Below are 23,690 nucleotides of genomic sequence, written 5' to 3' on the forward strand. Positions count from 1 at the left end.
TAGACAAACGCTTTAGACATGAGGGGTAGATTCATCAGTTCCATGTCCGCCGTTACGGCGTTGAGCGTGGCGGCGTGCTGTCTTGCGCGGCCGGCAGCCGCTGAACCCGTACAGCGCGCGGCACCGGCCGCAGGCTCCGTCATCGACCGCAAGGTCGGCGAGGAAGTCCGCTTCGTCGACCTGTCGAACTGGCAAAATGTCGACCTGCACCAGGAGCTGCTGGGCGGTGACGTGCTGCGTACCAATGCCACCGGCCAGCTCGCGGTCCTATTCGCGGACCGCACGCAGGTACGCCTCGGCCGGAATTCGTCGCTGCAGGTCAAACAGATGGCGCCGGCGGGCGATACGATCCTCAACCTCCAATCCGGCACGATGTGGGCCCGCGCCCAGCGCGGCGGATCGGGCCTGACCGTTCAGACACCGGCCGCGGCAGCCGCCATCCGAGGCACCGACTGGACGCTGACGGTCAAGGGCGACCAGACCTCGCTGATCGTGCTGGAAGGCCGCGTGGAGCTGAAGAACGAGCACGGCAGCGTCGAGGTTGCGCAGGGCGAAGCGGCCGTCGCCACCATCGGCCAGGCGCCGCGCAAGCTCGTCATCGTTGCGCCGGACGACCGCGAGCAGATGCTGTTCTACCTGACGCTGCGCAGCGGCTTCACCTTCATGCCCGCCTCGCCGCTGACCGTGCAGAAAATGCGCAGCGAACGCCTTCGCATCAATAACAAGCCGCCGCAGAGCCGGACGGCGGAAGACTGGCTGACGCTCGCCGAAGTGCAGCTGACGATCGACGGCCGCGCTGCCGCCTTGCAGTCGCTTGCCAGGGCGCGCGCTCTTGGCCTCTCCTCAAGCCAAAGCGCTCGGGCTGACATGATCGAGGCACTCATTGCAGGCGCTGAAAAACGCTATACGGACTCAGCCCGTCTGTTTGCCAGGGCCCAACCCCGCCTCGACTCAGAACGCCGCGGCGTGGCTGCCTATGGTGCCTATTACGCCCGCTCCCTTCTCAATCCCAATCGCGTAGAAAATCAGCCTGCAAGAACAACGGGGCGATATGCCGAAGTGATGAGGGCATACACTGCGGGCTTCCTCGAAGACATTCCGGCAGCGATCGAAGTGATCAAGGGCGCCGAAAAGCAACATCCGAGCGACTCGACCCTTCCGGCGCTGCGTGCGCTGCTCTCGTTGCTGATCGATGATCGGATGCAGATGAAGGAGGCGATCGACCGGTCGCTTGCTATCGACCCGACCGATCCGAACGCGCTTGAGGCGCGTGCCAAATACCGTGCAGGTTACGAGAGCGACATGAACGGCGCGCTTGCCGACCTCCAGCAGGCTATCAAGGAAATGCCGGGCTCGGCCTCGGCCTGGAACGACCTCGGCCTGCTCTATATTGCGCGTGACGCCCATCGTGAGGCGCAAGAGGCCTTCAAGAAGGCGATCGAACTCGATCCCGCCGATCCGATCGCCCACGCCAACCTTTCCATTCTTTACCTCGACCAGTCGCGGATGAAGGAGGCAAAGCGCGAAATCGACGCGGCGCTCGCGGCCGATCCAGCGTTCGATATAGCGCTGCTTGCCCGCGGCCGGTACTATCTTCAAATGGGCGAAAGAGATAAGGCGCTGGACGATCTTCTCGCCGCCTCCACGGCAAATCCGGCTCATTCGCAGTCGCAGCTCATGCTGGCCGCCGCCCACTACGAAAAAGGTGACCGCGATCCTTCCAACCAGGCGCTCGACAATTCCGACCGGCTGGACAAGAACGATCCGGTTGTTTCCTCATTCCGAACAGCGCTCGCAATCGACGATTACGACGCCGATGGCGCGATCCGCAACGCGCAGGAGTTCCTGCGCCGCTCAAGGGCGCGCGGCGGCGACTACGGCTCACTCGGCGCCAGCGAGGACGCGGGCTCGACCCTCAACAACGCCTTCCGCCTGCAGGGCCTGGATGCATGGGGACGCTATTACGGCGACGCCGTCTTCGATCCCTTCGAAGGCAGCGGCTATACGGACCAGGCGATCAAAGGCAGCGTAGACCCCTTCAGCAATGCAATTCTCTTTGGGGACAGTGTTGTCAACTACCAGACAAACGCCTCAAGCTTCTCGTCGCTCTTCCAGGGCCTCCTGCTCGACCCTCATATGCTTGCAGGGCGATCACGCTCAGCCAATTTCCTGAATATTCCATTTATCGAAGGATCGGTTGGCGGAGGCATCACGAATATAGATGGCCATATTCGGCGCACCGGGGAAGCTGAAATCCAGGGTTTTAGCAATGAGACGATCCCGCTGAGTTTTTACGGAAATCTCCGCTGGGAAGAGATTGCGAATGAGGGCAGCTATGACGATTACGGCGGCTTCTCGACCGAAAACAAGATTCTCGACGGCAACGGATACCTGACAGCAAGTTTAACGCCGGACGATCATATTGTCGCTTATTTGAATACTGCGAAAAATGACCTTCGGCTGAATGCGCTAACCGAGGATACGGCCGCCTCGACGCGGCTGAATAATGAGTTTTTCATCCCTATTTTCGGTGTTCCGCTTGCGCCGAGCGTATTGCCTTTATATCGCGAGCAGAGAAATACGGTCACGAGCACGAATGCAGGCATCGGCTGGAGTCACACATTCGGGTACAGGAACGTGTTGAATGCCGCCCTGCTCTATTCGGAAGTGAAGTCCAAGACCACAAACTACCTAGAATTTGACCAGGCCCCGATGTTCGGCTTCACCGATCCAGACCTCGTTCCGTTTGGGCGCACCCGTCAAGAAGCGACCGCAAAGACATATATTGCTGCCCTCAGCCACAGCATCGGTGACGATGACCTGACCTGGCGATATGGTATAGAGGGTGGCTGGATCGATGCCAGCGCAAGCGACTATTCTGAGCTCTTTGCAATCACTCCGCTTCCGCCGCTCCCGCTGTCTATCCCCGGTGTTGTCAATGGTCCGAATGAAGTGAGCAGCCGGCTTGATCTTGGCCGCGCATATGTTGACGTAATCCATGAGATTACGCCGAATCTGAAAGGCGAATATGCCCTTTTCGGGACTTACATGAATGGCGGAAACGTCGACGTAAGCCGTCTTGAGCCGCGCATCGGCTTTGCCTGGGCACCTTTCGACGATCATTGGCTGCGCGCTGCTTTCATGCGTCAGAGCGTCGAGACCGGCTCGCCGACGCTCGCGCCAATCGGTATTCTGGGTCTGCAGCCCAACCAATTCGCAATCGGCACGGACGGTTATAGCGATACCGCCGCATTCCAGTGGGACGCCGAATGGACCGATCGCTTCTTTACCACGGTCGAATATCAACATCAGGAGCTACACGATTTCTCGGTCGGCTTTCCCCTGACTGCACTTCCGCTTGTTGACAGCCTTCCGCTTTCGAGAGGAAGCCTCGATCGCGCAAGTGTGACCGCAAATGTCGCCGTCGCCTATGGATTCGGACTGTCGGCGACTTATGCCTACATGGACTCGAAGAATAAGGACGAGACGAGCGCGAATTTCGGCGGTTCACTGCCCTATGTCCCGGAAAACTCCGGCCAGATCGCCTTGACCTGGGTTAACGAGGCAAAGGTCAAGGCAACCATCGCTGCCAACTATATCGGCGAGCGTGATGGCGATGACATTGGCACAAAGCTCGACGATTACTGGACCTTGGACGCAAATCTTATCTGGGAGCCGTTCGATAAGCGTTTCGCACTCGAAGCCGCCGCCTACAATCTTCTCGATGAGGATTTCGAAGTTGCTCCGCGTGTTCCAGGCTGGGGCCGCGCCTTCAAGGCCACCCTCAAAGCGCGCTTCTGATGACTGGGGAGGTCGGACCCGGGCATAGAGTACACCAACCCGGCTGGCCGTTCAGCAGCCGGCCGGTACGGTTGGGGGTGCTAGTGCTGATCACGCTCATCGCCATCTCGCTGCTGTCGCGCCTCCCCGCCTGGTCGCTGCTGGAACTGCGGAGCTTCGATTATCTCTCCACGGTCGACGACCCGCTACCGCCTGCGGATGCGCCGGTGATCGTGGCGATCGACGAGCCGTCACTGGCGGAGATGAATGAGCAATGGCCCTGGCCGCGCAGCCTGCATGCCCGGCTGATCCGGCAGCTGCGCGCGGCGGGCGCCAAGGCGATCGGCCTCGATATCATCATGGCCGAACAGTCTTCGCGAGAGGACGATGCGGCAATAACGGCGGCCGTCGGGCCGGACATTGTGCTTGCCGGCGACGAGACGCTGATCCAGACGCCGCAGGCCGACCAGTTGATCCGCGCCACGCCGATGCCGCAACTGACAGAAGCCGGCGCGAGAACCGGCATTGCCTCGATCGATCTCGGCGGCGACGGCGTCTTCCGCAACATCCCGTCCTATCAGGACGGCTTTGCCATAACCCTTGCTCAGGCAGCCGGAAAAGCACCGGGCCGCCTGCCCGCCAACGCGCTGATTCAGTCCTTCGGACCATCACGCAGTTATCCGACGGTTTCCTATTATCAGGCGCTGGACCCAGAGAACTTTCTGCCGAAGGATTTCTTCAAGGACCGCGTGGTGTTCGTCGGGCTCAGCCTGCAGAATGCGCCGGAAATCGACAAAGGCGGTGCCGATGCGTTTGCGACGCCTTACACGGTCCATACGGGCAGACTGGTCGCCGGCGTAGAAATCCAGGCGACGATCTACGACAATATCGTGCACCGCTATTCGATCGAGCTGGCGCGCCTTCCAGTGGTTGCCTTCGCCATCCTGATTGCCGCCATTCTCGCTGCTGCGACCGTCTGGAAATCCACGGGCTGGCGGACATTCGCCGCCACGGTTGTCTTCATCGGCGTGGCGGCGGCGCTGAGCTATGCCGGCATCCGCTTCGGCAATCTGTTCGTCTCGCCGCTGGGGCCGGTCGTGGCTTATGTGTCCGTCGCCTTCGGACAGGCGGCATTCGATTTTGCCGAAGAGCGGCGCAAGAAGAAGCAGGTCACCCTCGCCTTCTCACAATATATATCGCCCGATCTTGTCAAACGGCTTTCCGAGGATCCATCACAGCTGAAGCTCGGCGGCGAGCGGCGGACGCTCTCGGTCCTGTTTTCGGACGTGCGGGGCTTCACGACGATTGCCGAAACGCTGAAGGACGATCCGGAGCAGCTCACCGGCCTCATCAACCGCCTGCTGACGCCTCTTTCCGATGTCGTGATGGATCACGGCGGGACGATCGACAAATTTATGGGCGACTGCATCATGGCGTTCTGGAACGCGCCGCTCGACGATGCGGATCATGCGCTACATGCTGTTGCCGCCTCGCTCGCGATGCAGGAAGCGATCGCGAGCCTGAACAGGCAGCTCGAGAAAGAGGCCAGGATAAACGGAACGCCGCTGCATGCGCTGAAAATGGGCGTCGGCATCAATACCGGCGAGTGCGTTGTGGGCAACATGGGCTCGAACAGGCGTTTCGACTATTCCTGTCTCGGGGACGCGGTCAATCTCGCCTCGCGCCTGGAGGGAGCCTCGAAGAATTATGGCGTCGCTCTGCTTCTCGGCGAGCAGACTGCGAAGCTTGTGGCGGGCACCTATACGGTCGCCGAGCTCGACCGTGTCCTCGTCAAAGGCAAGACGCTCCCCACCCCGGTTTTCACGGTGCTGCATCACGCGGATGCCGCGGCGCTGGCGGCGCACCAGGCCTTCGTGGAAATGAAATATGCCGGCAAGCTTTCGCCGGACGATCCCGTATTCCAGACGCTGCCGCAGGTGATCCCCGAACTTGCGGCCTATTATGCGATCGTTCGCAGCGATGTCTCGGGCACGGAAGGATAATCGTCCCGTTGCGCTTTCCCCGCTTGCGATTTTCCGTTTAAGATCGCCGGACTCGAAAACAGCAAGAGCATCTCAATGTCCGCAACAAGCCCCGACACCGTCATCCCACTTCCGCAGCCGGTTCTGCTTCCCATCGAAGCCAGCAGCGACGTCTTTCCGGTGCGCCGCGTCTATTGCGTTGGGCGCAACTATGCGGACCACGCGATCGAGATGGGGCACGACCCGAGCCGCGAGCCGCCCTTCTTCTTCCAGAAGAACGCCGACAACCTGCTGCCTCCCGGCAAGCCGTTTCCCTATCCGTCTCTTTCGAATGACGTGCATTACGAGGCAGAATGCGTGATTGCGCTGAAATCCGGCGGCGGGAACCTTCCCCTCGGCAACGCGCTTGACTGCATCTATGGCTACGCCGTCGGTATCGATTTCACCCGCCGCGATCTGCAGGCCGAGGCAAAGAAGCTCGGCCGTCCATGGGAAGTTGCGAAAGCGTTCGAATATTCGGCGCCCGTTTCGGCAATCGTGCCCGCAAGCCGCCTCGGCCATCCGGACGCGGGCCGCATCTGGCTCGACCACAACGGCAAGCGCGTTCAAGACGGCGATCTGAAGCAGATGATCTGGAAGATGCCGGAAATCATCGCTGAGCTCTCCAAGCTCTTCGTCCTGGCGCCGGGTGATGTCATCATGACCGGCACGCCGGCCGGTGTCGGCGCCGTCAAGAAAGGCGATCGCGTCGAATGCGGCATCGACGGTATCGCGACGCTTTCCGTAACCGTCGCCTGAGGAGATTGCCATGCCCGTTTACGCGCTTGGGGGACTGTCGCCGAAACTGCCGCCGAGCGGGCTCTACTGGATTGCGCCGGACGCGCATGTAATCGGGCAGACGGAGCTTGGCGAAGGCGTCGGCATCTGGTTCGGCGCCGTGCTTCGCGGCGACAACGAGCCTGTCACCGTCGGCAACAACACCAATATCCAGGAAGGCGCGATGCTACACACCGATCCGGGCTTTCCGGTGACGATCGGCGAAGGCTGCACCATCGGTCATCACGCGATCGTCCACGGCTGCACGATCGGCGACAATTCGCTGATCGGTATGGGCGCAACCGTCTTGAACGGCGCAAAGATCGGCAACAACTGCCTTGTCGGCGCCAATGCCCTGGTGACGGAAGGCAAGGAATTTCCGGACGCTTCACTGATCGTCGGTTCGCCTGCCCGCGCCATACGGACGCTCGATGAAAAGGCGATCGACGGGCTTAGGCGCTCGGCGGAAATATATGTCGCCAACTGGCAGCGTTTCGCCCGCGACTTGAAGCGGATCGACTAACTCCCCGGAATTGCGCTAGGCGGCGCAGGTCTCGCAAAGACCGCGGATTTCGATCGTCGTCTTCTCCGCCTTGAACTTCTTGCCGCGCGTCCAGTCCATCAGCCGGTGATCGACCTCGTGATCGTGGAACTCCATGACATGGCCGCAGCTTTCGCAAATCGCGAAGGCAACGGTGCCGTGGCTGTGGCAATTCTCGTTCGGATGGGCGCAGACGACGAAGGAATTGATACTCTCCAGGCGATGCACGACGCCATATTCGAGCAGCTTCTCCAACGCACGGTAGACCTGCAGCGGCGCGCGGAACCCGTGGTCGCGCAGCTTGTCGAGGATCGTATAGGCGCTGAGCGGGCCGTCGGCCTTTTCCAGCACGTCGAAGACCAGCGCCTGGTTCTTGGTCAGTTGCGGTGCGTTCATGAGCCTTGTCCTTGCGGTTCCTTGCGCCCCAGCCGCGGCAGCAGGCTGAGGACGAAGAGAATGAGTGCGGCAACCACGATCGAAGGGCCTGACGGCGTGTCGTAGGTGAGCGACCCGAATAGGCCGCCGACGACGGCGGCAGCACCGATCAGCGATGCGAGAACGGCCATGACCTCCGGTGTCGACGAGAAGCGGCGGGCCGCGGCCGCCGGGATGATCAGCAGCGACGTGATCAGCATAATGCCGACGATCTTCATGGCGATGGCGATGACGACCGCCATCAAGAGCATGAAAAGGAGCCGCGCCCGCTCAGGCTGCAGCCCCTCGGCCTCGGCAAGCTCGGGGTTGACGGTCGATGCCAACAGCGGACGCCACAGCCAGGCGATCGCGGCGACGACAAAGAGGCCGCCACCCCAGATCAACGCGATGTCGGTTTTCGAGACGGCGAGGATATCGCCGAAGAGGAAGGCGATGAGGTCGATGCGTACCCAGCTCATGAAGGCGACCATGACGAGCCCGATCGCCAGCGTCGCGTGCGACAAGATGCCGAGCAGCGCATCGGCTGACAGCGCCTGCCGCTTTTGCAGGAAGAGCAGCAGGATCGAAACCGTCGCCGCAACGGCGAAGACGGCAAGCGTCAGGTTGAATTCAAAGAGCAGCGACAGCGCGACGCCGAGCAGCGCGGAATGAGCGATCGTATCGCCGAAATAGGCCATGCGCCGCCAGATGATGAAGCAGCCAAGCGGCCCGGTGGTGAGCGCCAGACCGACACCGGCAAGGATCGCGCGGACGAAGAAATCGTCAAGCATGGCGATCTCCCGCATGATGGTGGTGGTCATGATCCGAGTGGTCGTGATCGTGGTGATGGCCGTCGTCCGGATGGCAATGATCCGTCACCGAACCATCCGAATGCAGCACGCGGCCGTCCGGCAGATGCGTGTGGTCGTGGTGGTGGCTGTAAACGGCGAGCGTCTTTGCCGCGCGGCTGCCGAAGAGGCGCACATATTCCGGGCTCTGGCTGACCGTCTCCGGCGTGCCACGGCAGCAGACATGGCCGTTGAGGCAGATCACGGTATCGGTCTCGGCCATGACGACATGGAGATCATGCGAGATCAAGAGGATGCCGCAGCCGGTGGAATTACGGATCTGCTTGATGAGATCGTAAAGCGCGATCTCGCCGGAGAAATCGACACCCTGCACCGGTTCATCCAGCACGAGCAGATCGGGCTTGCGGGCAATGGCACGCGCCATCAGCGCCCGCTGGAACTCGCCGCCGGAAAGGTGCTGCACCTCGGCATTCAGCATATGAGCCATGCCGGCGGCCTCGAGCGCGGCCATCATCTCGTGTTCGGGAAGCGGGCCGGTCAGCGTCATGAGGCGCCGGACGGTGAGCGGCAGCGTCCAGTCGATCGCAAGCTTCTGCGGCACGTAGCCGACCTTGAGGCCGCTTGCCCGCTCCACCCTGCCCTCATCGGGCTTCAAAACGCCGATCGCCGCCTTGGCGCTTGTCGATTTTCCGGAGCCGTTCGGACCGATCAGGGTCACGATCTCGCCGCGTGAAATCGAAAACTCCACGCCCCGGACGAGCCAGCGGCCATCCCGCCGGACACCCACATTGTGGAGGGAAACCAGCGGCTTCGAGGCAGGGTTTGCGGGAGATAACATCATTTTTCCGACAGTGCTGTTGCGTCATGCTATCGCACACGTTATAGCATTACGCAATTGATGTAATAACATTACAATTGCTATTCAAGCGGAGCGTGAACATGAAACTGGCTATGGGTCTTTCCCTCGCGATCCCGGCGATCCTGCTGGCCGGGGCCTCCGAGGCGGCGGATGCGCCGGCAGTCGTTACTTCGATCAAGCCGATCCATTCGCTGGTTTCGGCGATCATGCAGGGCGTCGGCACGCCGGAACTGATCGTCGATGGCGCCGCCTCCCCGCATACCTACAACCTCAAGCCGTCGGATGCGAGCGCACTGCAGAGCGCCAAGGTGATCTTCTGGGTAGGTCCTGGCCTCGAAGCATTCCTCGAAAAGCCGCTGGAATCGCTAGGCTCCGGCGCCAGCATTGCCGAGCTTGAGGATGCGCCGGGCCTTGTGAAGCTGAAGTTTCGCGAAGGCGGTGCCTTCGAACCGCACGATGACGGCGACGAGGTGGAAGCCGGGCATGAGCACGAAGAGGCCGGGCACGATCATGACGCGCATGCAGAAGGCGATCACGATCACGGCGAGTTCGACACGCATCTCTGGCTCGACCCGATGAATGCCAAGGCCATGGCTGCGGAAATCACCACGACGCTGGTGGCCGCCGATCCCGCCAACGCGCTGACCTACCAGGCCAATGCCAAGGCGCTCGACGAAAAGATCGATGCGCTGGACAAGGAAATCACCGGCATCGTCACCTCGGTAAAGGACAAGCCTTTCATTGTCTTCCATGACGCCTACCAGTATTTCGAGCACCGCTATGCCGTCCGCGTCGCTGGCTCCATCACGGTGAGCCCGGAAAACATGCCCGGCGCCGAGCGCGTTTCGGAGATCCACAAGAAGGTCGCCGACCTCGGCGCCACCTGCGTCTTCGCCGAACCGCAGTTCGAGCCGCGCCTAGTCAATGTCGTCATCGAAGGCACCGATGCGAAGGCCGGCGTACTCGACCCGGAGGCGGCAACGCTGGAGGCCGGTCCCGATCTCTATTTCACACTGATGCGCGGCATCGCCAACAGCATGAAGGATTGCCTTTCGCGCGAAAGCTGAGCCGGAAAGGCGAGCGCGCTTGTGCTCGCCTTTTTCAGGCATCGTTCTGTAATGATATAACATTTGTACGGAGTAGACCATGGATAAGAGACTTCCCGTCACCGTGTTGTCCGGCTTCCTCGGGACAGGAAAGACGACGCTGCTCAACCATGTGCTCGGCAACCGCGAAGGCCTGCGCGTTGCGGTAATTGTCAACGACATGAGCGAGGTGAATATCGATGCGGCGCTTGTGAGGGGCGGCGGAGCGAACCTTTCGCGCACGGAAGAGCAGTTGGTCGAAATGACCAACGGCTGCATTTGCTGCACCCTGCGCGACGATCTCCTAAAGGAGGTCAGGCAGATCGCCGACCAGGGCCGGTTCGATTACCTGCTGATCGAATCGACCGGAATTGCCGAGCCCCTTCCCGTCGCGACCACCTTCGAATTCCGCGACGAGGACGCCGCTAGCCTTTCTGACGTCGCCCGGCTCGACACCCTGGTGACGGTGGTCGACGCCGCCAATCTGCTGGCCGACTACGCGTCCTACGATTTCCTCGCCGATCGAGGCGAGACGGCCGGCGATGGCGACAACCGCACGATCGTCGATCTCCTCGTCGAGCAGATCGAATTTGCCGATGTCGTCGTGCTTAACAAGGTCGAAACGGCAACGCCCGAACAGCGCGACGCGGCGCGCAAGATCATCGCCGGGCTCAATCCGGATGCGAAGCTCATAGAAACGGATTTCGGCCGCGTTGCGTTGAAGGATGTGCTGGGAACCGGCCGCTTCGACATCGACAAGGCCGAGACCCACCCGCTCTGGTACAAGGAATTGCACGGCTTCAAGGACCATGTGCCGGAGAAATACGGCATCACCTCCTTCGTCTATCGCGAAAGGCAGCCCTTCGACCCGGTGAAATTGCAGGCCTTCCTCGACCGGACCTGGCCGGGCGTCATCCGCGCAAAAGGTTTCTTCTGGCTGGCGACGCGGCCGCACTATGTCGGAGAGATCAGCCAGGCGGGTGCGATCGTCAGGACAAGCAAAATGGGTCTCTGGTGGTCGGCCGTGCCGAAAGAGCAATGGCCGCGCGAACCGGGCTTCCGAAAGGCGATCGCCGCTTATCTCGATCCCGTCTGGGGCGACCGCCGGCAGGAGATCGTCTTCATCGGCGCCGATCCGATGAACGAGGACTGGATCCGAAGCGAACTCGACGCCTGTCAGATAAAATCGGAACGCTTCACGCCCGAGAAATGGCGGAATCTCCCCGACCCCTTCGCAAGCTGAACTGCACGCAGCATGACGGCAATCGCAATCAGGCCGTTTCGCTGTATCTGCGAGGAATGTGAACCGCTGCCGCCGATCGAGGGACTGAGCGAGCCCCCTGAGAATGGGGCTGCGTCTCGCGGGATCTCGCCAAGGGAGATTCTGCTATCTGCAGCCAAAAGCTGCGTTGGAAACGGAAAGCCGCCTGGGTAAACGAAAGCGCGGCCCGGCCCTAAATGTGCGGTATTCAAGCGACCCGGCATTCAACGGTGCTCAGATCGAGTAAAGCTCAATCGGCTTCTCAAAGCCCTTCAGGCGGTATGCCCGACCTTTGCTGTCGGCCGTTTGGCTCTGCGCCCGCTCACAAACGGCCTTGGTGACGAGAATCCGCCCTGCGTCAGCGACTGACTGCGCGCGAGCGGCAGTATTCACAACCGTTCCAATCGCAGTCAGGTCGCGATGCGATCGGCCGAACTCTCCGAAGCTGGCCTCGCCGGTGTCGATGCCGATGCCAATGCCGAGTTCACTTCCGTCCAGCCCGGCACCCTCAGCCATGTGACGTTCACGACGCAACTGGCAGCGGCGCTGAATCTCCCGTGCAGCGAGCACAGCACGTTCGGCGTGGTCCTGGTGGTGGATCGGAAAGTTGAATATTGCCATGATGGCGTCCCCGACCGTCTTGTTGAGAAGGCCGTCGTATTGCCAAATGGCTGTGGCACATTCATCGTAGAAATCATCCAGCAGCGACGAGACAGTATCTGCCGAAAGCGACTGCGAAAGCGTCGTATAGCCTCTCAGATCCGCAAAAAGCACGGATACATCAACAGTGATCTTGCGGGCTTTCATCACGCGTGTGAACATGAGTTCGCAAATCGTGCAGGTGTTCGGATTCATCCGGCTCGGGCGGATGCCGAAGGCGCGGAAGGGAATGGAAGCCGGTCCGCGCAGAGGCACCGGGAGGTGCATCTGCTGCCAGCAGCCCTTGCAAATCCTGGATCGAGAAAACGACATCTTGCCGCCGCCCTGTTTGCGTGCCGTTTCGCGATTTTCGCACATCCGGGCCGGAAAATCCTCAAAAAAGCCTGCCGTTGTTTTGCAACCGGGACCGCGTCATCAGAAGTCCCATTCCACGATTTGCGACAATACAAACTGGCGAAAGAAATTCATGGATGAAGGGGCGATCGCAGACATGGGTGTCTGAATCTCGTTTAGCCACTCGTCTTCAAGACAGACGTCCTATGGAGAACAGCGATGACTATCACTATTACCGCCTTTGAACGGTCGCCCGATGGCGGCAAAGGTCTGGCGCGTGACATGCGCGTTCGCTGGGCGTTCGAAGAGGTTGGCGAGCCTTACGAAGTTCGTCTTCTTTCGTTTAAAGCAATGAAGGAACCCGCGCATCTCGCGCTTCATCCTTTCGGGCAGATTCCGACCTATGAAGAAGGCGATCTCACCCTGTTTGAGTCGGGGGCAATCGTGTTCCATATCGCGGAGCGCCATGCGGCCCTGCTGCCGGACGATGCGAATGCCCGGGCGCGCGCGATCACATGGATGTTTGCCGCGCTCAACACGATGGAGCCGACGATCGTCGATCGCGAAGTCGCTAGGCTCTTGGAGGGCGACGAGACTTGGTACGAGCAGCGCCTGTCTGTCGTCGAGGAACGCATCCGTAAGCGGCTGAGCGAACTTTCCGATCGCCTTGGCGATGCCGACTGGCTAGACGGCGAGTTCAGCGCCGGCGACCTTCTGATGGTGTCGGTGCTGCTCAGGCTGAAAGGATCGGGCATACTGGACGAATATCCGAGCCTCTCCGCCTATGTCGCCCGCGGTGAAGCGCGGCCCGCATACAAGCGTGCTTTCGACGCTCAGTTGGCGGTTTTCATCGCCGCATCGACCGGCTGACAAAGGTCCGCTCTGGCCGGCTCGAAGCGGTCATGGAAGTCTTTCATCCAATTGTGATCCTGACCCCAGGAATCGCGCGACGGAGCGGTGTCGTAATCGGGCAGTGAGCGGACTTCAGATGATGCCGTGCTTCCTTAAAAGCGCCTGCTCGTCGCCTGACACCCAGCCGAAAACTTTCGGTTCCCCGTCCAGCTCTTGGACGAAGTAGTGAACATCAAATTCTATCGCTACGTCCGATTGATCCTTGCGGACATAGGTTGCCCTCCAAGCGACATGGGCCACGCAATGATGTTCATCTATGGGCGAGAGGCGGACATTGCGTATCCGCATCTCCTTCGTCCCTATCGCCCGATAGTGCGCATAACCTTGCGCCATGACTTGCTTGAGTTGATCGTCGTTCTTTCCAGTCATCACCCCAGCGGGCGAGGCAGCTATGAAGTCGGATGCATACAAAGATGCGACCTCATCCATGTCTATGTCGCTGCCGAGGGACTGCTTGAAACAGCGTTCGTATCGCTCGAAAAGCTTCCTTACGCTGGCCTCCATGGTTTCTTCTCCGACTGCAGATAGTTCTGTAGTGTCGTGAGCCGAAAAGACCCTATCGCGAAGTTCCGATTAAAGCGCCAGATTTGCAGCTGATTCTTACACCGTCGCAAAATTGGACTTTTGCCAGCACCAGCATTCACCAAGGCCTCGTGAAAATATCTTCAATGAGTCGGCCGCCCGCAGCGTCTTGCTGCGAGCGACTTTAGAGCCCAAAGGTGGCTTTTTAAGAACGCCCGATCAGCGGGCAGCGATGATGCTCGAGACAATCCCGCTCGTGACGCCGATCAGCAGGAACTCGTTGTCGACCCTGACCCAGCGATAGCCGCGCGGCGGCGCCGACAGGCGGTAGCGGCGGTAGTCGCGGACTTCGGCCATGTGGCGGCGTTCGGCAGCAGTCATGCGATGACCCTTCGTCCAGCGGTATTTGTGGACCACGACCTTCTTTTCGATAACGACCGGACGGCGGTGCTCGGCAGCACTTGCCTCTGATGCGAAAGCAATCGGCGCAATCAGGAAGGAAACGGAAAGCAGGGTTGTGAATATCTTTTTCATCGGGGGGATCCTCGTGTTGAACACGCCCGAAACTACGTCCAGGAAGGTGAACCGAATCTGAAAGTTAAATTAAACTTTTGTAATAGAAAACTGACGCTTATAAGCATAATCTTATACTTTTGTTTCGCCTTTTAAAGCGGCCGCATTCAAGTCAGGCTGAAGATCAAAGCCATGTTGACGACGTCGAGATAGCGGCCGTCGATATGAACGGCGTCCTTGCTCACGCCCTCGCTGACGAAGCCGGCCTTCTCGTAAAGGCGGATTGCGCGGGCATTGTCGGCATGGACGCTGAGCTCAACCCGTATAATGTCGTATTCCCTTGCCTGCTTCAGCGTCGTCTCCATGAGACGCAAGCCGAGGCCCTGTCCGCGATGGGCAGGGACGATGCCCATGCCGAGCGATCCCCGGTGCGCATGCGACGGAAAGAAATGCCGGCGGATATCGCACCAGCCGATCACCCCGCCGTCCTTTACTGCGACAAATTGCGGATGCCTGTTCTCGATCATGTCGAGAACGAATTTCCGTGTGTCTTCGAGCGGCGGGGCCTCAAGGAAGGTGAGATACCTGCGTTCACGCGCAACAACGTCGAGAGCCTGGTGATAGCTCTCGATGTGCCGGACGGCGATCGGTTCGATGACGATATCGGGCGCCATTTTCAAAGCTCTTCGTAGTTGAACCAGTCGAAATCGGCTGTCTTGGCACGCCCAGATGTGTCGAAGGCGAAGACGCCGGCGAAGGCACCGGTGAAGGAGCCGTGCTCGCCGCGGCCACCCTCGTCGGAGACAACGCCGGCATCGAGAACCGGGCCGATCGGCTGCCAGGCGCCCTTTCCTTCCGTCTGCCAGAAGAACTGCAGGTCGTTGTCGCGGATTTCCATAGAAAGCTGGACGCGGCCTTCCGCCGGAAGGGCGACGCCGCTGCCAGCCGGGAAGCTGAGACGGCCATTCGGATAATCCCCATTGCAGGAAAGGATGGTGACGCAACGGCCGAGCTTTTCGTGCAGCGTCACGGCTACGGCGTGCAACTTGTGGCGATTGTAGTAATGCGTCAGGCCGGCGACCTGCTGGTAGGTGTCCGGGTCGAACTCTACGACAGTCTCGGCTCGGAAACTGTGATGCTCCTGGCGGCGGGCGACGAGCGCCTGCTCGAACCACGAGCCGATGCTTTCGCGGGCGATGAGGCGCAGATGGCCGGGGCGTCCGGTCAGATCGAAGATGCGCTCCGGCTGCGGCGTGCGCAGCCACTGGAAATCCGCAGGCAACTTGCCGCCATCGAAGCTATATTCGGTGCGAACCGGTTTTTCGGCGCGAACCGCGCCCTTGAGGCCCGGAACTTCGACATCCGGCACCGTCGTGCCGTTTTCGAGGTAGAGCCAGCCGTCCGCCTTCCAGACGCATTTCTGCAGGCTGGTTTCGCGACCAAGCGTGCAGCGGCGCTTCGGCGGCAGCGGCCGCCCGCAAAGATGCGTGTGATAGACTTGCCCGTCGGGCGTCTCGACATACTGCCCATGCCCTGCCCGCTGCAGAACGGCTTCCGGATTGTCCTTGGAGGTAATGAGATGGATACTCGGATGCATCTCGTAAGAACCGTCGATGTTGCGCGAACGCGCCATGGTGACCGCGTGATCATAGCCCGTGCCGCCTTCGGCGGTCGTTAGATAATAGTAGCCGTTGCGCTTGAAGAGATGCGGGCCTTCGACAAGGCCGAGCGGGCTGCCGGCGAAGATGTTCCTGATCGGACCTTTCAGCGCCTTCGTGACTGGATCCCATTCCTGAAGCAGGATGCCATCGAAGGCCGGATGCTTGGGCGCGCCGCCATAGCTTTCCGTGCGGTGGTTCCACTGCATGTTGACGAACCACTTGCGGCCGTCGTCGTCATGGAAGAGCGACGGGTCGAAACCCGAGGAGTTGACGTAGACCGGATTAGACCACTCGCCCTCGATGGTCGGCGAGGTGACGATGTAGTTGTGCGCGTCCTTGAAGTTGCCGTCGAAGCGCTTGACGTCGGTATAGACCAGCCAGAACTGCCCATCGGCATAGGAAAGACACGGCGCCCATACGCCGCAGCTATCGGGATTGCCGCGCATGTCAAGCTGCGATTGGCGCTCCAGCGGACGGCGCACCAGTGTCCAGTTCACCAGATCGCGCGAATGGTGGATCTGCACACCCGGATACCATTCGAAGGTCGAGGTCGCGATGTAATAGTCGTCGCCGACGCGGCAGATAGACGGATCGGGATTGAAACCAGGCAGAACGGGGTTGCGGATCATGACAGCTGCTCCTCCGGATAGCCGCAGACTGCGGCACGTACGTCAGACTGAATGAGAAACGCCCGGCAGTTTCCGGCCAGGCGTTGCTTGCGCTTATTCTCGCTCTGCGGATTTCGCCCAGAGATTGACGTCGGCCTCGCGGGCGTAGACATCGATCTCCTTCAGCTCTTCCACCGTGAACTCAAGATTGTCGAGCGCCTTAACGCAATCGACGATCTGCGACGAACGGCTGGCTCCGATCAGCGCCGACGTCACCCGGTCGCCACGCAATACCCAGGCAATCGCCATCTGCGCCAGCGTCTGGCCGCGGCGTTCGGCAATGCTATTCAGCTTGCGGATGTTGTCGATGATCGACGGGCGGATGAAATCACGCTTCAGGAAGTGGTTCTGAGCCGCACGGCTGTCTTCCGGGATGCCGGCGAGATATTTGGTCGTGAGCATGCCCTGCGCCAGGGGTGAAAAGACGATCGAGCCCATGCCGACCTCGTCCAGCGTATCGAGCAGCTTGTCGTCCTCAACCCAGCGGTTGAGCATGGAATAGCTCGGCTGGTGGATGAGGCACGGCGTGCCGAGATCCTTGAGGATCGCGGCTGCTTCCCGCGTGCGCTGCGAATTATAAGAGGAAATTCCAACATAGAGCGCGCGGCCGGAGCGGACGATATAGTCGAGCGCGCCGCAGGTCTCTTCGAGAGGCGTATCCGGATCGAAACGGTGCGAATAGAAAATATCGACGTAGTCGAGGCCCATGCGCTTCAGGCTATGGTCGCAGGAAGCGATCAGATATTTGCGGCTGCCCCACTCGCCATAGGGACCCGGCCACATTTCGTAGCCGGCCTTCGACGAGATGATGAGTTCATCGCGCAGGCCCGCGAATTCGGTACGAAGGATTTCGCCGAAGGCGGTTTCGGCCGAACCTGGAGGCGGGCCGTAATTGTTGGCAAGGTCGAAATGGGTGATGCCGAGATCGAAGGCAGTGCGGCACATGTCGATCTTGCGCTCATGCGGCGTGTCGCCGCCGAAATTGTGCCAGAGACCGAGGGAAACGGCAGGAAGCTTCAGGCCGGAGCGGCCCGTGCGGTTATACTTCATCTTCGAATAGCGGTCGGAAGCCGGTTGCCAGCTCATGGTCCTGATCCTTTGGAAAAGTGCGCGCGGGCCGGAAAAGCCCGCGCGGAAAATAGCCCCTTGAAGGCCTACTTCAAGAGCGCCTGAGCCTCTTCGATGCCAAGCGCGGCGGGCTGCGTGCAGGTCGTCGTGAGTTCCACGAACCTGCCCTCCTCGCCCGATTTCAGGATCGAGGTCATGACGTCGACGCCATGCAGCGTGCGCTCCAGCGAGCAGCGGGCATCGCGGCCGTCGATCAGCGCCGCGACCATGTCAGCAAGACCTGCCGTGCGGTAGTTGGCGCGCGGGCCTTGCGGGCTTTCCTGGTTGAACCTGCCGAAGGGATGCTCCCAGGCTTCAAGCGGCTTGATGTCCTTGTCGCGGCCGCTGGCCTCGACGACGCCGCCAAAGAAGTTCGGGTCTGGAACGAAAAGGGTGCCATCGGTGCCGTAGAGCTCCATATTGGCATGGCGATGCGACCAGACATCCCAGCTCGCCGTCAGCGTCACCGTCGCACCGCTGACGAATTCCAGCAGTGCCTGGACCGTCGTCGGCGTCTTGACCGGAATCGTCTCACCGTGGCGTGGCTGGCTGGTGATTGTGCGTGTCTCCGACGCCATCGAGGTGATCGCGCCGACGCGCTTCACCGGGCCGATGAAATTGATGAGGTTGGCGATGTAATACGGACCCATGTCGAGGATGGGACCACCGCCCGGCAGGAAGAAGAAGTCCGGGTTCGGATGCCACATCTCCATGCCCGGCCCCATAACATAGCAGGCGCCGGAGGTGATGCGCCCGATGCCGCCCTCGTCGACATATTTGCGGGCAAGCTGGTGCGCACCGCCGAGGAAGGTGTCCGGCGCGCAGCCGACGGAGAGCTTCTTCTCCTTGGCGATGCGGCGTAGATCCTCACCCTGTTCCAGCGTCAGCACGAGCGGCTTTTCAGAGAAGACGTGCTTGCCGGCCTCAAGCGCCGCCTTCGAGACCGGATAATGCGCATCGGGGATCGTGAGGTTCACGACGACGTCGATCTCGTCATTGGCAAGAAGCTGCTCGATGGTCTGAGCGGTGACGCCGTATTCCTCGGCGCGAAGTTCGGCTACCTGCACATTGATGTCCGCGCAGGCCAGAATTTTCAGCCCCTTGAAGAGGGGCGCGAGCGAAAGGTAAGTGGTGGAGATGTTGCCGCATCCGATGATGCCGACGCCAAGTTCCTTGGTCATGGTTTGCCCTCAGTAGGTCTTGAAGGATGCGATCGAGCGGGTGATCAGGCGATCGATGTCGCTCGGATTGTCGTGCTCGACGACGTAGTGCTTCACCCTGGTCCCCTTGAGCGCAGCGATCAGCTTGGGCCAGGCAAGTGTGCCGTGACCGATATCGGCCCAGCCGTCCTCGTCCTTGTTCTCGCCGACCGGCGCGATGTCCTTGACGTGTACGGCAGTGATGCGTGAGCCGAGCTTCTCGATCCAGGCGAACGGATCCGCCCCGCCACGGACGACCCAGGCGATATCCGCTTCCCACGAAATGTCGGGCGCGCCTTCGAAGATGCGCTCGATTGGCAGCGAGCCGTCGGCAAGCTTCACGAATTCGAAGTCGTGATTGTGCCAGCCGAATTCGTAGCCGGCGTCCTTATAGGGTTTGGCCATTTCCTGCAGGCGCTTGCCAAACGCAAGCCAGCCGGCGCCGTCCGCTGGACGCTGGTCGGCGGCAAGATGCGGTGCGTAGATCGAATCCATGCCGAGCGTCTTTGCGATGTTCAGCGATTTCTTGACTTCGCCGTCGAGGAAATCCGGGCTGAAATGGCCGGTTGCCATCGTGAGAGCATTCTTGTCGAGATCGGCGCGCAGGCCCTTCAAATCAGCGTCGTTGAGATCGGCATAGATGCCTCCGAAGCCTTCGACCTCCGAATAACCGGCCTTGCCGAGCTTTTCGAAGATTGCCGAATAGGGCTGGAAATTGCGGGCGCTATAAAGCTGGAAACTCAGTTTCGTCATCATTTTCTCCTCGGGCCTCGTGCCCTTTCTCAAAATCAATCTGCGGACTGGCAGGAATGCAGGTCGTAGAAACGGAAGTCCGGAAGCTCGCCGTCTTGGAGCGGCTTTGCCGGGGTAAAGAGGATGCGGCGGGTCTCGCCAGCTGCCAGATCGAAGGCATTGTCGGAATATTTGCCGTCGGTCTCGGTCTCGATCATCACGAACAGCGCCAGTCCCTTGGCGGTGACATTGAGGCAGACCGAGCCGTCTTCCTCGACATATTCGCGGGTCACCTGGAGACCGGCAGGCTCCAATTCGAGTGCCTTGTAGGTGCCGTGAACGTAGTGCCCCTCACCGCCCATGCCGTTCGACGCCGTGAAGCGCCACCCAAGCAGCGTGCCCTCGGGGATATCCGAGACATTGATCGCCGTTGCCGTCACGGCAGCATCCGGCGTGCAGACGGCTTGGATATCCTTCAGGTGCCTGCGCTCGCCCTTCATCGTCAGAATGGAAATCGATAGATCGGCGCTGACCTCCGAAAGCGTGTCGTTGACCAGCGAGAATCGGATCGTTTTGCCGTCCTCCGATGGAATGGCGGCCACGGCGACCGGCTGGAAGAATCGCTTGACGAGATAGTGCATCGCCTTCCAGCGCCCGCCGTAGTCGAGGCTCGACCAGGACGCGACCGGCCAGGTGTCATTGAGCTGCCAGTAGATCGTGCCCATGCAATGGGGTTTGAGCGACCGCCAATATTCCACCGCCGTCTTGATCGCCAGCCCCTGCTGGATCTGGCTGAGATAGACGAAGTTCGGAAAGTCCTTGGGGAAGCGGAAATAGCGGAACATCGTGCCCGCGATCCGCTCATTGCCGCCGGCATTCTTTTGATGCAACTCCATCACCGGCGACGCGATGTTCAAGTCCCTCTTATCGGCATAAGTCTTGATGACCGGCAGTGAGGTATAGGACTGGAAACCGAATTCGGAGCAGAAACGCGGCCGCACCGAGCGGTAATTGTCGAACGACTTGTTTTCGTGCCAGACCGACCAGTAGTGCATGTCGCCGGAGCCATCTGCATGCCAGGCGTCGCCGAAATCCAGATAGCCGGAGGCCGGGCTCGACGGCCACCAGATCGCACCTGGCGCCGCCTTCTTCATCGCCTGCTCGATCGTGCGGTTCAGCCGATCATAGGAGACGAGATAGCGGTCGCGGTCCCGCTTCGACTCGTCGAACCAGGTAAGCGCACCGACCAGTTCGTTATCGCCGCACCAGAGCGCGATCGAGGGATGCGAGGCCAGGCGTTTGACCTGATAGTCGACTTCGAGCGCGACATCGTCGAGGAAGTCTTCTGTCGAGGGATAGAGGTTGCAGGCAAACATGAAATCCTGCCAGACCATGAGGCCGAGCCGGTCGCACAGGTCATAGAACCAGTCGTGCTCGTAAAAGCCGCCACCCCAGACGCGGATCATGTTCATGTTCGCAGCTTTTGCCGACTGCAGCAGGTCCTCCGTCTTCTCCGGCGACGACAGCGAAAACAGCGCATCCGCCGGAATCCAGTTCGCACCTCGGCAGAAGATCTCGCGGCCGTTGACCTTGAAAGCGAAGCGGCTGCCGGCCGCATCCGGCGTAGTGATGAGTTCGACGGTGCGAAGGCCGATCTGCTTCGTCACCACATCTGACGGCAGATCGACGGTCAGCGCATAAAGCGCCTGCTCGCCGCTGCCGGAAGGCCACCACAGTCGCGGTTTTTCGACATAGAAGATATGATTGACCACCGTCTCGCCGGCATTGACACCGACATCGAGTCGGATACGTTCGCCGTCGAGCGCGAAGTGCACCGGCACGATGCCGGGGTCCTTCGCGAAGAGCGTTGCCGTGACCTGCAGTTCGACGCTGCCGTCGAGGCTATGCGTCTGGCGCGTCGTGACGTGCTCGATGCGCGCCGTCTCGAGTTTCTTCAGTGCGATCGTGCCATAAAGCCCGAGCGGCGCGATCGCGATGTTCCAGTCCCAGCCGAAATGGCATTGCGGCTTGCGCAGCATATTGCCGTTGGCGATCGGCGAGTTGCCCGGGTGATAGGGTACGTAGAAAGGCTGCCTGCCCTGCCGCTCTGCGCCGGCGGCAATGCTCGAATGCAGCACGACGCGGATCGTGTTTTCACCTCCCTTCAACATGCTCGAAACATCCGGCCGGTAGCGGCGAAAGCAATTGTCGGCCGCTAGCACGACGAAGCCGTTGATAAAGACAGAGGCAACGGTGTCGAGGTAATCGATGTCGAGATACCAGTCGCCTTCGGCATCATCGAGCTGGAAGCTTCGCTCGAGCACCCAATCCCGATGCGCGACCCACTGAACCTGCTCTTCGTTGCGGCCGAAATAGGGATCCGGAATGAGCTCTGCCGCGTGAAGCGCCGTATGGAGGTCGCCCGGAAGCGTGATCGATGTGGTGACTTCGCCTTCAGCGGAGGCGAGTTGCCAGGAACCGGAAAGATCGATGGACGAAGTATTGGACGTGGTCATTCTCTGATCTCGAACATTGGAACGAGGATGCCCTCGCTTGCCCAGGAGCACGTGACTGCCCCTCACCCTAGCCCTCGCCCCGCCTGCGGGGAGAGGGAATTTGCCGAACGCAATATTGCGATCGGGGAAGGCGCTGCGGCATATCTGCTTCTCCCAGTCTGCGGGAAGAAGGTGCCAGGCAGGCGAATGAGGGGCTGGCTACCGCCCTCGCCCACCGCACACTCGCCGCCTCCTAAATTCTCTCCTCCGTCTCAGCATCGAAGAGCGATGCCAGCGACATGTCGAAGCTGAGCTTCACCGGTGTTCCCACCTTGAAGCGGCGCGCGCCATTGATGCGCACCGACATCGTGTGACCGGCGTGCTTCAGCCAGAGGAGGTTGTCGGCGCCCATCGGCTCCTCGATGTCGACGGTCGCATCATGCACTTCGGGGCCGAGATTTTCGTCGACCTTGATGTGCTCCGGGCGCACGCCGAGCACCACCTTGCGGCCCGATTGCAGCGGTTGAGCCGCATCATAGCCGTCGAGCGAGAAGCTGACGCCGTTAGATCTGAACACCGTCTTGTCGCTGTTCTTGGTCAGCTCGCCGTGCAGGAAGTTCATTGACGGCGAGCCGATGAAGCCTGCGACAAAAAGATTGCGCGGCCTGTTGTAGATGGTCGTCGGATCGTCGAGCTGCTGAATGATGCCGCTTTTCATGATCGCGATGCGGTCTGCCAGCGTCAGCGCCTCGATCTGGTCGTGGGTGACGTAGATCATCGTGTTTTTCAGCGACTGGTGCAGGCGCTTGATCTCGACGCGCAATTCCGAACGCAGCTTGGCATCGAGGTTAGACAGCGGCTCGTCGAACAAGAACACATCGACATCGCGCACCAGTGCGCGGCCGATCGCCACGCGCTGGCGCTGGCCGCCGGACAGTTCGGCGGGCTTGCGCTTCAAAAGCGGCTGGATCTGCAGGATTTCGGAGGCGCGCGCCACGCGCTTGTCGATCTCGGCCTGCGGCACCTTTGCAACGCGAAGTCCGAAGGACAGGTTCTTCTCGACACTCATCTGCGGGTAGAGCGCATAGGACTGGAACACCATGCCGATGCCGCGGTCCTTGGGCTCTTCCCAGGTGACGTTCTTGCCCTTGATGAAGATCTGTCCCGCGGATGCATCAAGCAGCCCGGCGATGCAGTTGAGCAGCGTGGACTTGCCGCAGCCCGACGAGCCGAGCAGGACCAGGAATTCGCCGTCGTTAATGTCGAGGTTCAGGTCCTTGAGGACGCTGACGGCGCCGAAATTCAGCGACAGATCTTTGATGGAAACGCTTGTGTTCATGA

Annotated in this window: 20 protein-coding genes; 7 read left to right on the forward strand and 13 right to left on the reverse strand. The window is 60.5% G+C overall.

Going from position 1 to position 23,690, the window contains the following annotated elements:
• Positions 1-42 precede the first annotated feature (42 nt).
• The 4 genes from ISN39_RS09580 (at position 43) to ISN39_RS09595 (ending at position 7,101) form a co-directional block, all read left to right on the forward strand.
• Positions 43-3,801 (forward strand): FecR domain-containing protein, encoded by a 3,759-nt coding sequence (locus ISN39_RS09580; protein ID WP_246763314.1) that lies wholly within the window; start codon positions 43-45, stop codon positions 3,799-3,801.
• The gene (locus tag ISN39_RS09585; RefSeq protein WP_194729887.1) at positions 3,801-5,783 is read left to right on the forward strand and encodes a CHASE2 domain-containing protein; all 1,983 of its coding nucleotides are present in this window, start codon (positions 3,801-3,803) and stop codon (positions 5,781-5,783) included. Before ISN39_RS09580 ends, ISN39_RS09585 begins: the two co-directional genes overlap by 1 nt.
• Positions 5,784-5,858: 75 nt before the next feature.
• The gene (locus tag ISN39_RS09590) at positions 5,859-6,560 is read left to right on the forward strand and encodes a fumarylacetoacetate hydrolase family protein (RefSeq protein WP_194729888.1); all 702 of its coding nucleotides are present in this window, start codon (positions 5,859-5,861) and stop codon (positions 6,558-6,560) included.
• Between the two features lie 10 nt (positions 6,561-6,570).
• Positions 6,571-7,101: a gamma carbonic anhydrase family protein gene (locus ISN39_RS09595; protein WP_074068575.1), complete on the forward strand. Its 531-nt coding sequence runs from the start codon at positions 6,571-6,573 to the stop codon at positions 7,099-7,101.
• Positions 7,102-7,116: 15 nt separating this feature from the next.
• On the opposite strand, the gene ISN39_RS09600 is transcribed toward ISN39_RS09595, so the two are convergent.
• The 3 genes from ISN39_RS09600 to ISN39_RS09610 are packed head-to-tail and all read right to left on the reverse strand — an operon-like array spanning position 7,117 to position 9,180.
• Complete coding sequence (locus ISN39_RS09600) at positions 7,117-7,515, reverse strand: Fur family transcriptional regulator (protein ID WP_074068577.1); 399 nt, start codon at positions 7,513-7,515, stop codon at positions 7,117-7,119.
• Positions 7,512-8,324, reverse strand: coding sequence for a zinc ABC transporter permease subunit ZnuB (gene znuB / locus ISN39_RS09605; RefSeq protein ID WP_074068579.1), 813 nt, complete (start codon positions 8,322-8,324; stop codon positions 7,512-7,514). Before znuB ends, ISN39_RS09600 begins: the two co-directional genes overlap by 4 nt.
• Positions 8,317-9,180: a metal ABC transporter ATP-binding protein gene (locus tag ISN39_RS09610; protein WP_194730143.1), complete on the reverse strand. Its 864-nt coding sequence runs from the start codon at positions 9,178-9,180 to the stop codon at positions 8,317-8,319. The genes znuB and ISN39_RS09610 overlap by 8 nt, the downstream gene beginning before the upstream one ends.
• Before the next feature lie 101 nt (positions 9,181-9,281).
• Between ISN39_RS09610 and ISN39_RS09615 the strand changes: the two genes are divergently transcribed.
• The gene (locus tag ISN39_RS09615; RefSeq protein ID WP_194729889.1) at positions 9,282-10,268 is read left to right on the forward strand and encodes a zinc ABC transporter substrate-binding protein; all 987 of its coding nucleotides are present in this window, start codon (positions 9,282-9,284) and stop codon (positions 10,266-10,268) included.
• Between the two features lie 79 nt (positions 10,269-10,347).
• The gene (locus ISN39_RS09620) at positions 10,348-11,529 is read left to right on the forward strand and encodes a GTP-binding protein (RefSeq protein ID WP_194729890.1); all 1,182 of its coding nucleotides are present in this window, start codon (positions 10,348-10,350) and stop codon (positions 11,527-11,529) included.
• A 252-nt stretch (positions 11,530-11,781) separates the two neighbouring features.
• On the opposite strand, the gene ISN39_RS09625 is transcribed toward ISN39_RS09620, so the two are convergent.
• Positions 11,782-12,519: an adenylate/guanylate cyclase domain-containing protein gene (locus tag ISN39_RS09625; protein WP_194730144.1), complete on the reverse strand. Its 738-nt coding sequence runs from the start codon at positions 12,517-12,519 to the stop codon at positions 11,782-11,784.
• Between the two features lie 240 nt (positions 12,520-12,759).
• Here ISN39_RS09625 and ISN39_RS09630 point away from each other — a divergent pair, with 240 nt between their 5' ends.
• Positions 12,760-13,410, forward strand: a complete 651-nt coding sequence (locus ISN39_RS09630; protein WP_194729891.1) for a glutathione S-transferase family protein — start codon at positions 12,760-12,762, stop codon at positions 13,408-13,410.
• Positions 13,411-13,524: 114 nt separating this feature from the next.
• Here ISN39_RS09630 and ISN39_RS09635 read toward each other — a convergent pair whose 3' ends face one another.
• The 9 genes from ISN39_RS09635 to ISN39_RS09675 all read right to left on the reverse strand — a co-directional run bounded on the left by ISN39_RS09635 (position 13,525) and on the right by ISN39_RS09675 (position 23,688).
• Positions 13,525-13,956 (reverse strand): DUF4440 domain-containing protein, encoded by a 432-nt coding sequence (locus ISN39_RS09635; RefSeq protein ID WP_194729892.1) that lies wholly within the window; start codon positions 13,954-13,956, stop codon positions 13,525-13,527.
• A 237-nt stretch (positions 13,957-14,193) separates the two neighbouring features.
• Complete coding sequence (locus ISN39_RS09640; protein ID WP_194729893.1) at positions 14,194-14,508, reverse strand: RcnB family protein; 315 nt, start codon at positions 14,506-14,508, stop codon at positions 14,194-14,196.
• A 146-nt stretch (positions 14,509-14,654) separates the two neighbouring features.
• A complete protein-coding gene (locus tag ISN39_RS09645) occupies positions 14,655-15,161 on the reverse strand; it encodes a GNAT family protein (protein WP_194729894.1) in 507 nt (168 codons plus the stop codon).
• A gap of 2 nt (positions 15,162-15,163) precedes the next feature.
• Positions 15,164-16,777, reverse strand: a complete 1,614-nt coding sequence (locus ISN39_RS09650) for a glycoside hydrolase family 43 protein (RefSeq protein WP_194729895.1) — start codon at positions 16,775-16,777, stop codon at positions 15,164-15,166.
• A 93-nt stretch (positions 16,778-16,870) separates the two neighbouring features.
• Positions 16,871-17,902, reverse strand: coding sequence for an L-glyceraldehyde 3-phosphate reductase (mgrA, locus tag ISN39_RS09655; RefSeq protein WP_194729896.1), 1,032 nt, complete (start codon positions 17,900-17,902; stop codon positions 16,871-16,873).
• A gap of 68 nt (positions 17,903-17,970) precedes the next feature.
• Complete coding sequence (locus ISN39_RS09660; RefSeq protein WP_194729897.1) at positions 17,971-19,104, reverse strand: Gfo/Idh/MocA family oxidoreductase; 1,134 nt, start codon at positions 19,102-19,104, stop codon at positions 17,971-17,973.
• A gap of 9 nt (positions 19,105-19,113) precedes the next feature.
• Entirely contained in the window at positions 19,114-19,875 is a 762-nt protein-coding gene (locus ISN39_RS09665; RefSeq protein WP_194729898.1) for a sugar phosphate isomerase/epimerase, read from the reverse strand.
• Between the two features lie 35 nt (positions 19,876-19,910).
• Positions 19,911-22,370 carry a glycoside hydrolase family 2 protein gene (locus ISN39_RS09670; protein ID WP_194729899.1) on the reverse strand — a complete coding sequence of 820 codons (2,460 nt, stop codon included), beginning with the start codon at positions 22,368-22,370 and terminating at the stop codon, positions 19,911-19,913.
• A gap of 232 nt (positions 22,371-22,602) precedes the next feature.
• Complete coding sequence (locus tag ISN39_RS09675; RefSeq protein WP_074068605.1) at positions 22,603-23,688, reverse strand: ABC transporter ATP-binding protein; 1,086 nt, start codon at positions 23,686-23,688, stop codon at positions 22,603-22,605.
• Positions 23,689-23,690 lie beyond the last annotated feature (2 nt).

Origin of the sequence: Rhizobium sp. 007 (genome assembly GCF_015353075.1) — a bacterium.
Classification (GTDB): Bacteria; Pseudomonadota; Alphaproteobacteria; order Rhizobiales; family Rhizobiaceae; genus Rhizobium.

Coding starts and splice junctions, on each gene's coding strand:
- ISN39_RS09595 (WP_074068575.1), top strand. CDS start 6,571: ATGCCCGTTTACGCGCTTGGGGGACTGTCGCCGAAACTGCCGCCGAGC.
- ISN39_RS09670 (WP_194729899.1), bottom strand. CDS start 22,370: ATGACCACGTCCAATACTTCGTCCATCGATCTTTCCGGTTCCTGGCAA.
- ISN39_RS09645 (WP_194729894.1), bottom strand. CDS start 15,161: ATGGCGCCCGATATCGTCATCGAACCGATCGCCGTCCGGCACATCGAG.
- ISN39_RS09635 (WP_194729892.1), bottom strand. CDS start 13,956: ATGGAGGCCAGCGTAAGGAAGCTTTTCGAGCGATACGAACGCTGTTTC.
- ISN39_RS09630 (WP_194729891.1), top strand. CDS start 12,760: ATGACTATCACTATTACCGCCTTTGAACGGTCGCCCGATGGCGGCAAA.
- ISN39_RS09640 (WP_194729893.1), bottom strand. CDS start 14,508: ATGAAAAAGATATTCACAACCCTGCTTTCCGTTTCCTTCCTGATTGCG.
- ISN39_RS09675 (WP_074068605.1), bottom strand. CDS start 23,688: ATGAACACAAGCGTTTCCATCAAAGATCTGTCGCTGAATTTCGGCGCC.
- ISN39_RS09665 (WP_194729898.1), bottom strand. CDS start 19,875: ATGACGAAACTGAGTTTCCAGCTTTATAGCGCCCGCAATTTCCAGCCC.
- znuB (WP_074068579.1), bottom strand. CDS start 8,324: ATGCTTGACGATTTCTTCGTCCGCGCGATCCTTGCCGGTGTCGGTCTG.
- ISN39_RS09600 (WP_074068577.1), bottom strand. CDS start 7,515: ATGAACGCACCGCAACTGACCAAGAACCAGGCGCTGGTCTTCGACGTG.
- ISN39_RS09590 (WP_194729888.1), top strand. CDS start 5,859: ATGTCCGCAACAAGCCCCGACACCGTCATCCCACTTCCGCAGCCGGTT.
- ISN39_RS09585 (WP_194729887.1), top strand. CDS start 3,801: ATGACTGGGGAGGTCGGACCCGGGCATAGAGTACACCAACCCGGCTGG.
- ISN39_RS09610 (WP_194730143.1), bottom strand. CDS start 9,180: ATGTTATCTCCCGCAAACCCTGCCTCGAAGCCGCTGGTTTCCCTCCAC.
- mgrA (WP_194729896.1), bottom strand. CDS start 17,902: ATGAGCTGGCAACCGGCTTCCGACCGCTATTCGAAGATGAAGTATAAC.
- ISN39_RS09625 (WP_194730144.1), bottom strand. CDS start 12,519: ATGTCGTTTTCTCGATCCAGGATTTGCAAGGGCTGCTGGCAGCAGATG.
- ISN39_RS09650 (WP_194729895.1), bottom strand. CDS start 16,777: ATGATCCGCAACCCCGTTCTGCCTGGTTTCAATCCCGATCCGTCTATC.
- ISN39_RS09660 (WP_194729897.1), bottom strand. CDS start 19,104: ATGACCAAGGAACTTGGCGTCGGCATCATCGGATGCGGCAACATCTCC.
- ISN39_RS09580 (WP_246763314.1), top strand. CDS start 43: ATGTCCGCCGTTACGGCGTTGAGCGTGGCGGCGTGCTGTCTTGCGCGG.
- ISN39_RS09615 (WP_194729889.1), top strand. CDS start 9,282: ATGAAACTGGCTATGGGTCTTTCCCTCGCGATCCCGGCGATCCTGCTG.
- ISN39_RS09620 (WP_194729890.1), top strand. CDS start 10,348: ATGGATAAGAGACTTCCCGTCACCGTGTTGTCCGGCTTCCTCGGGACA.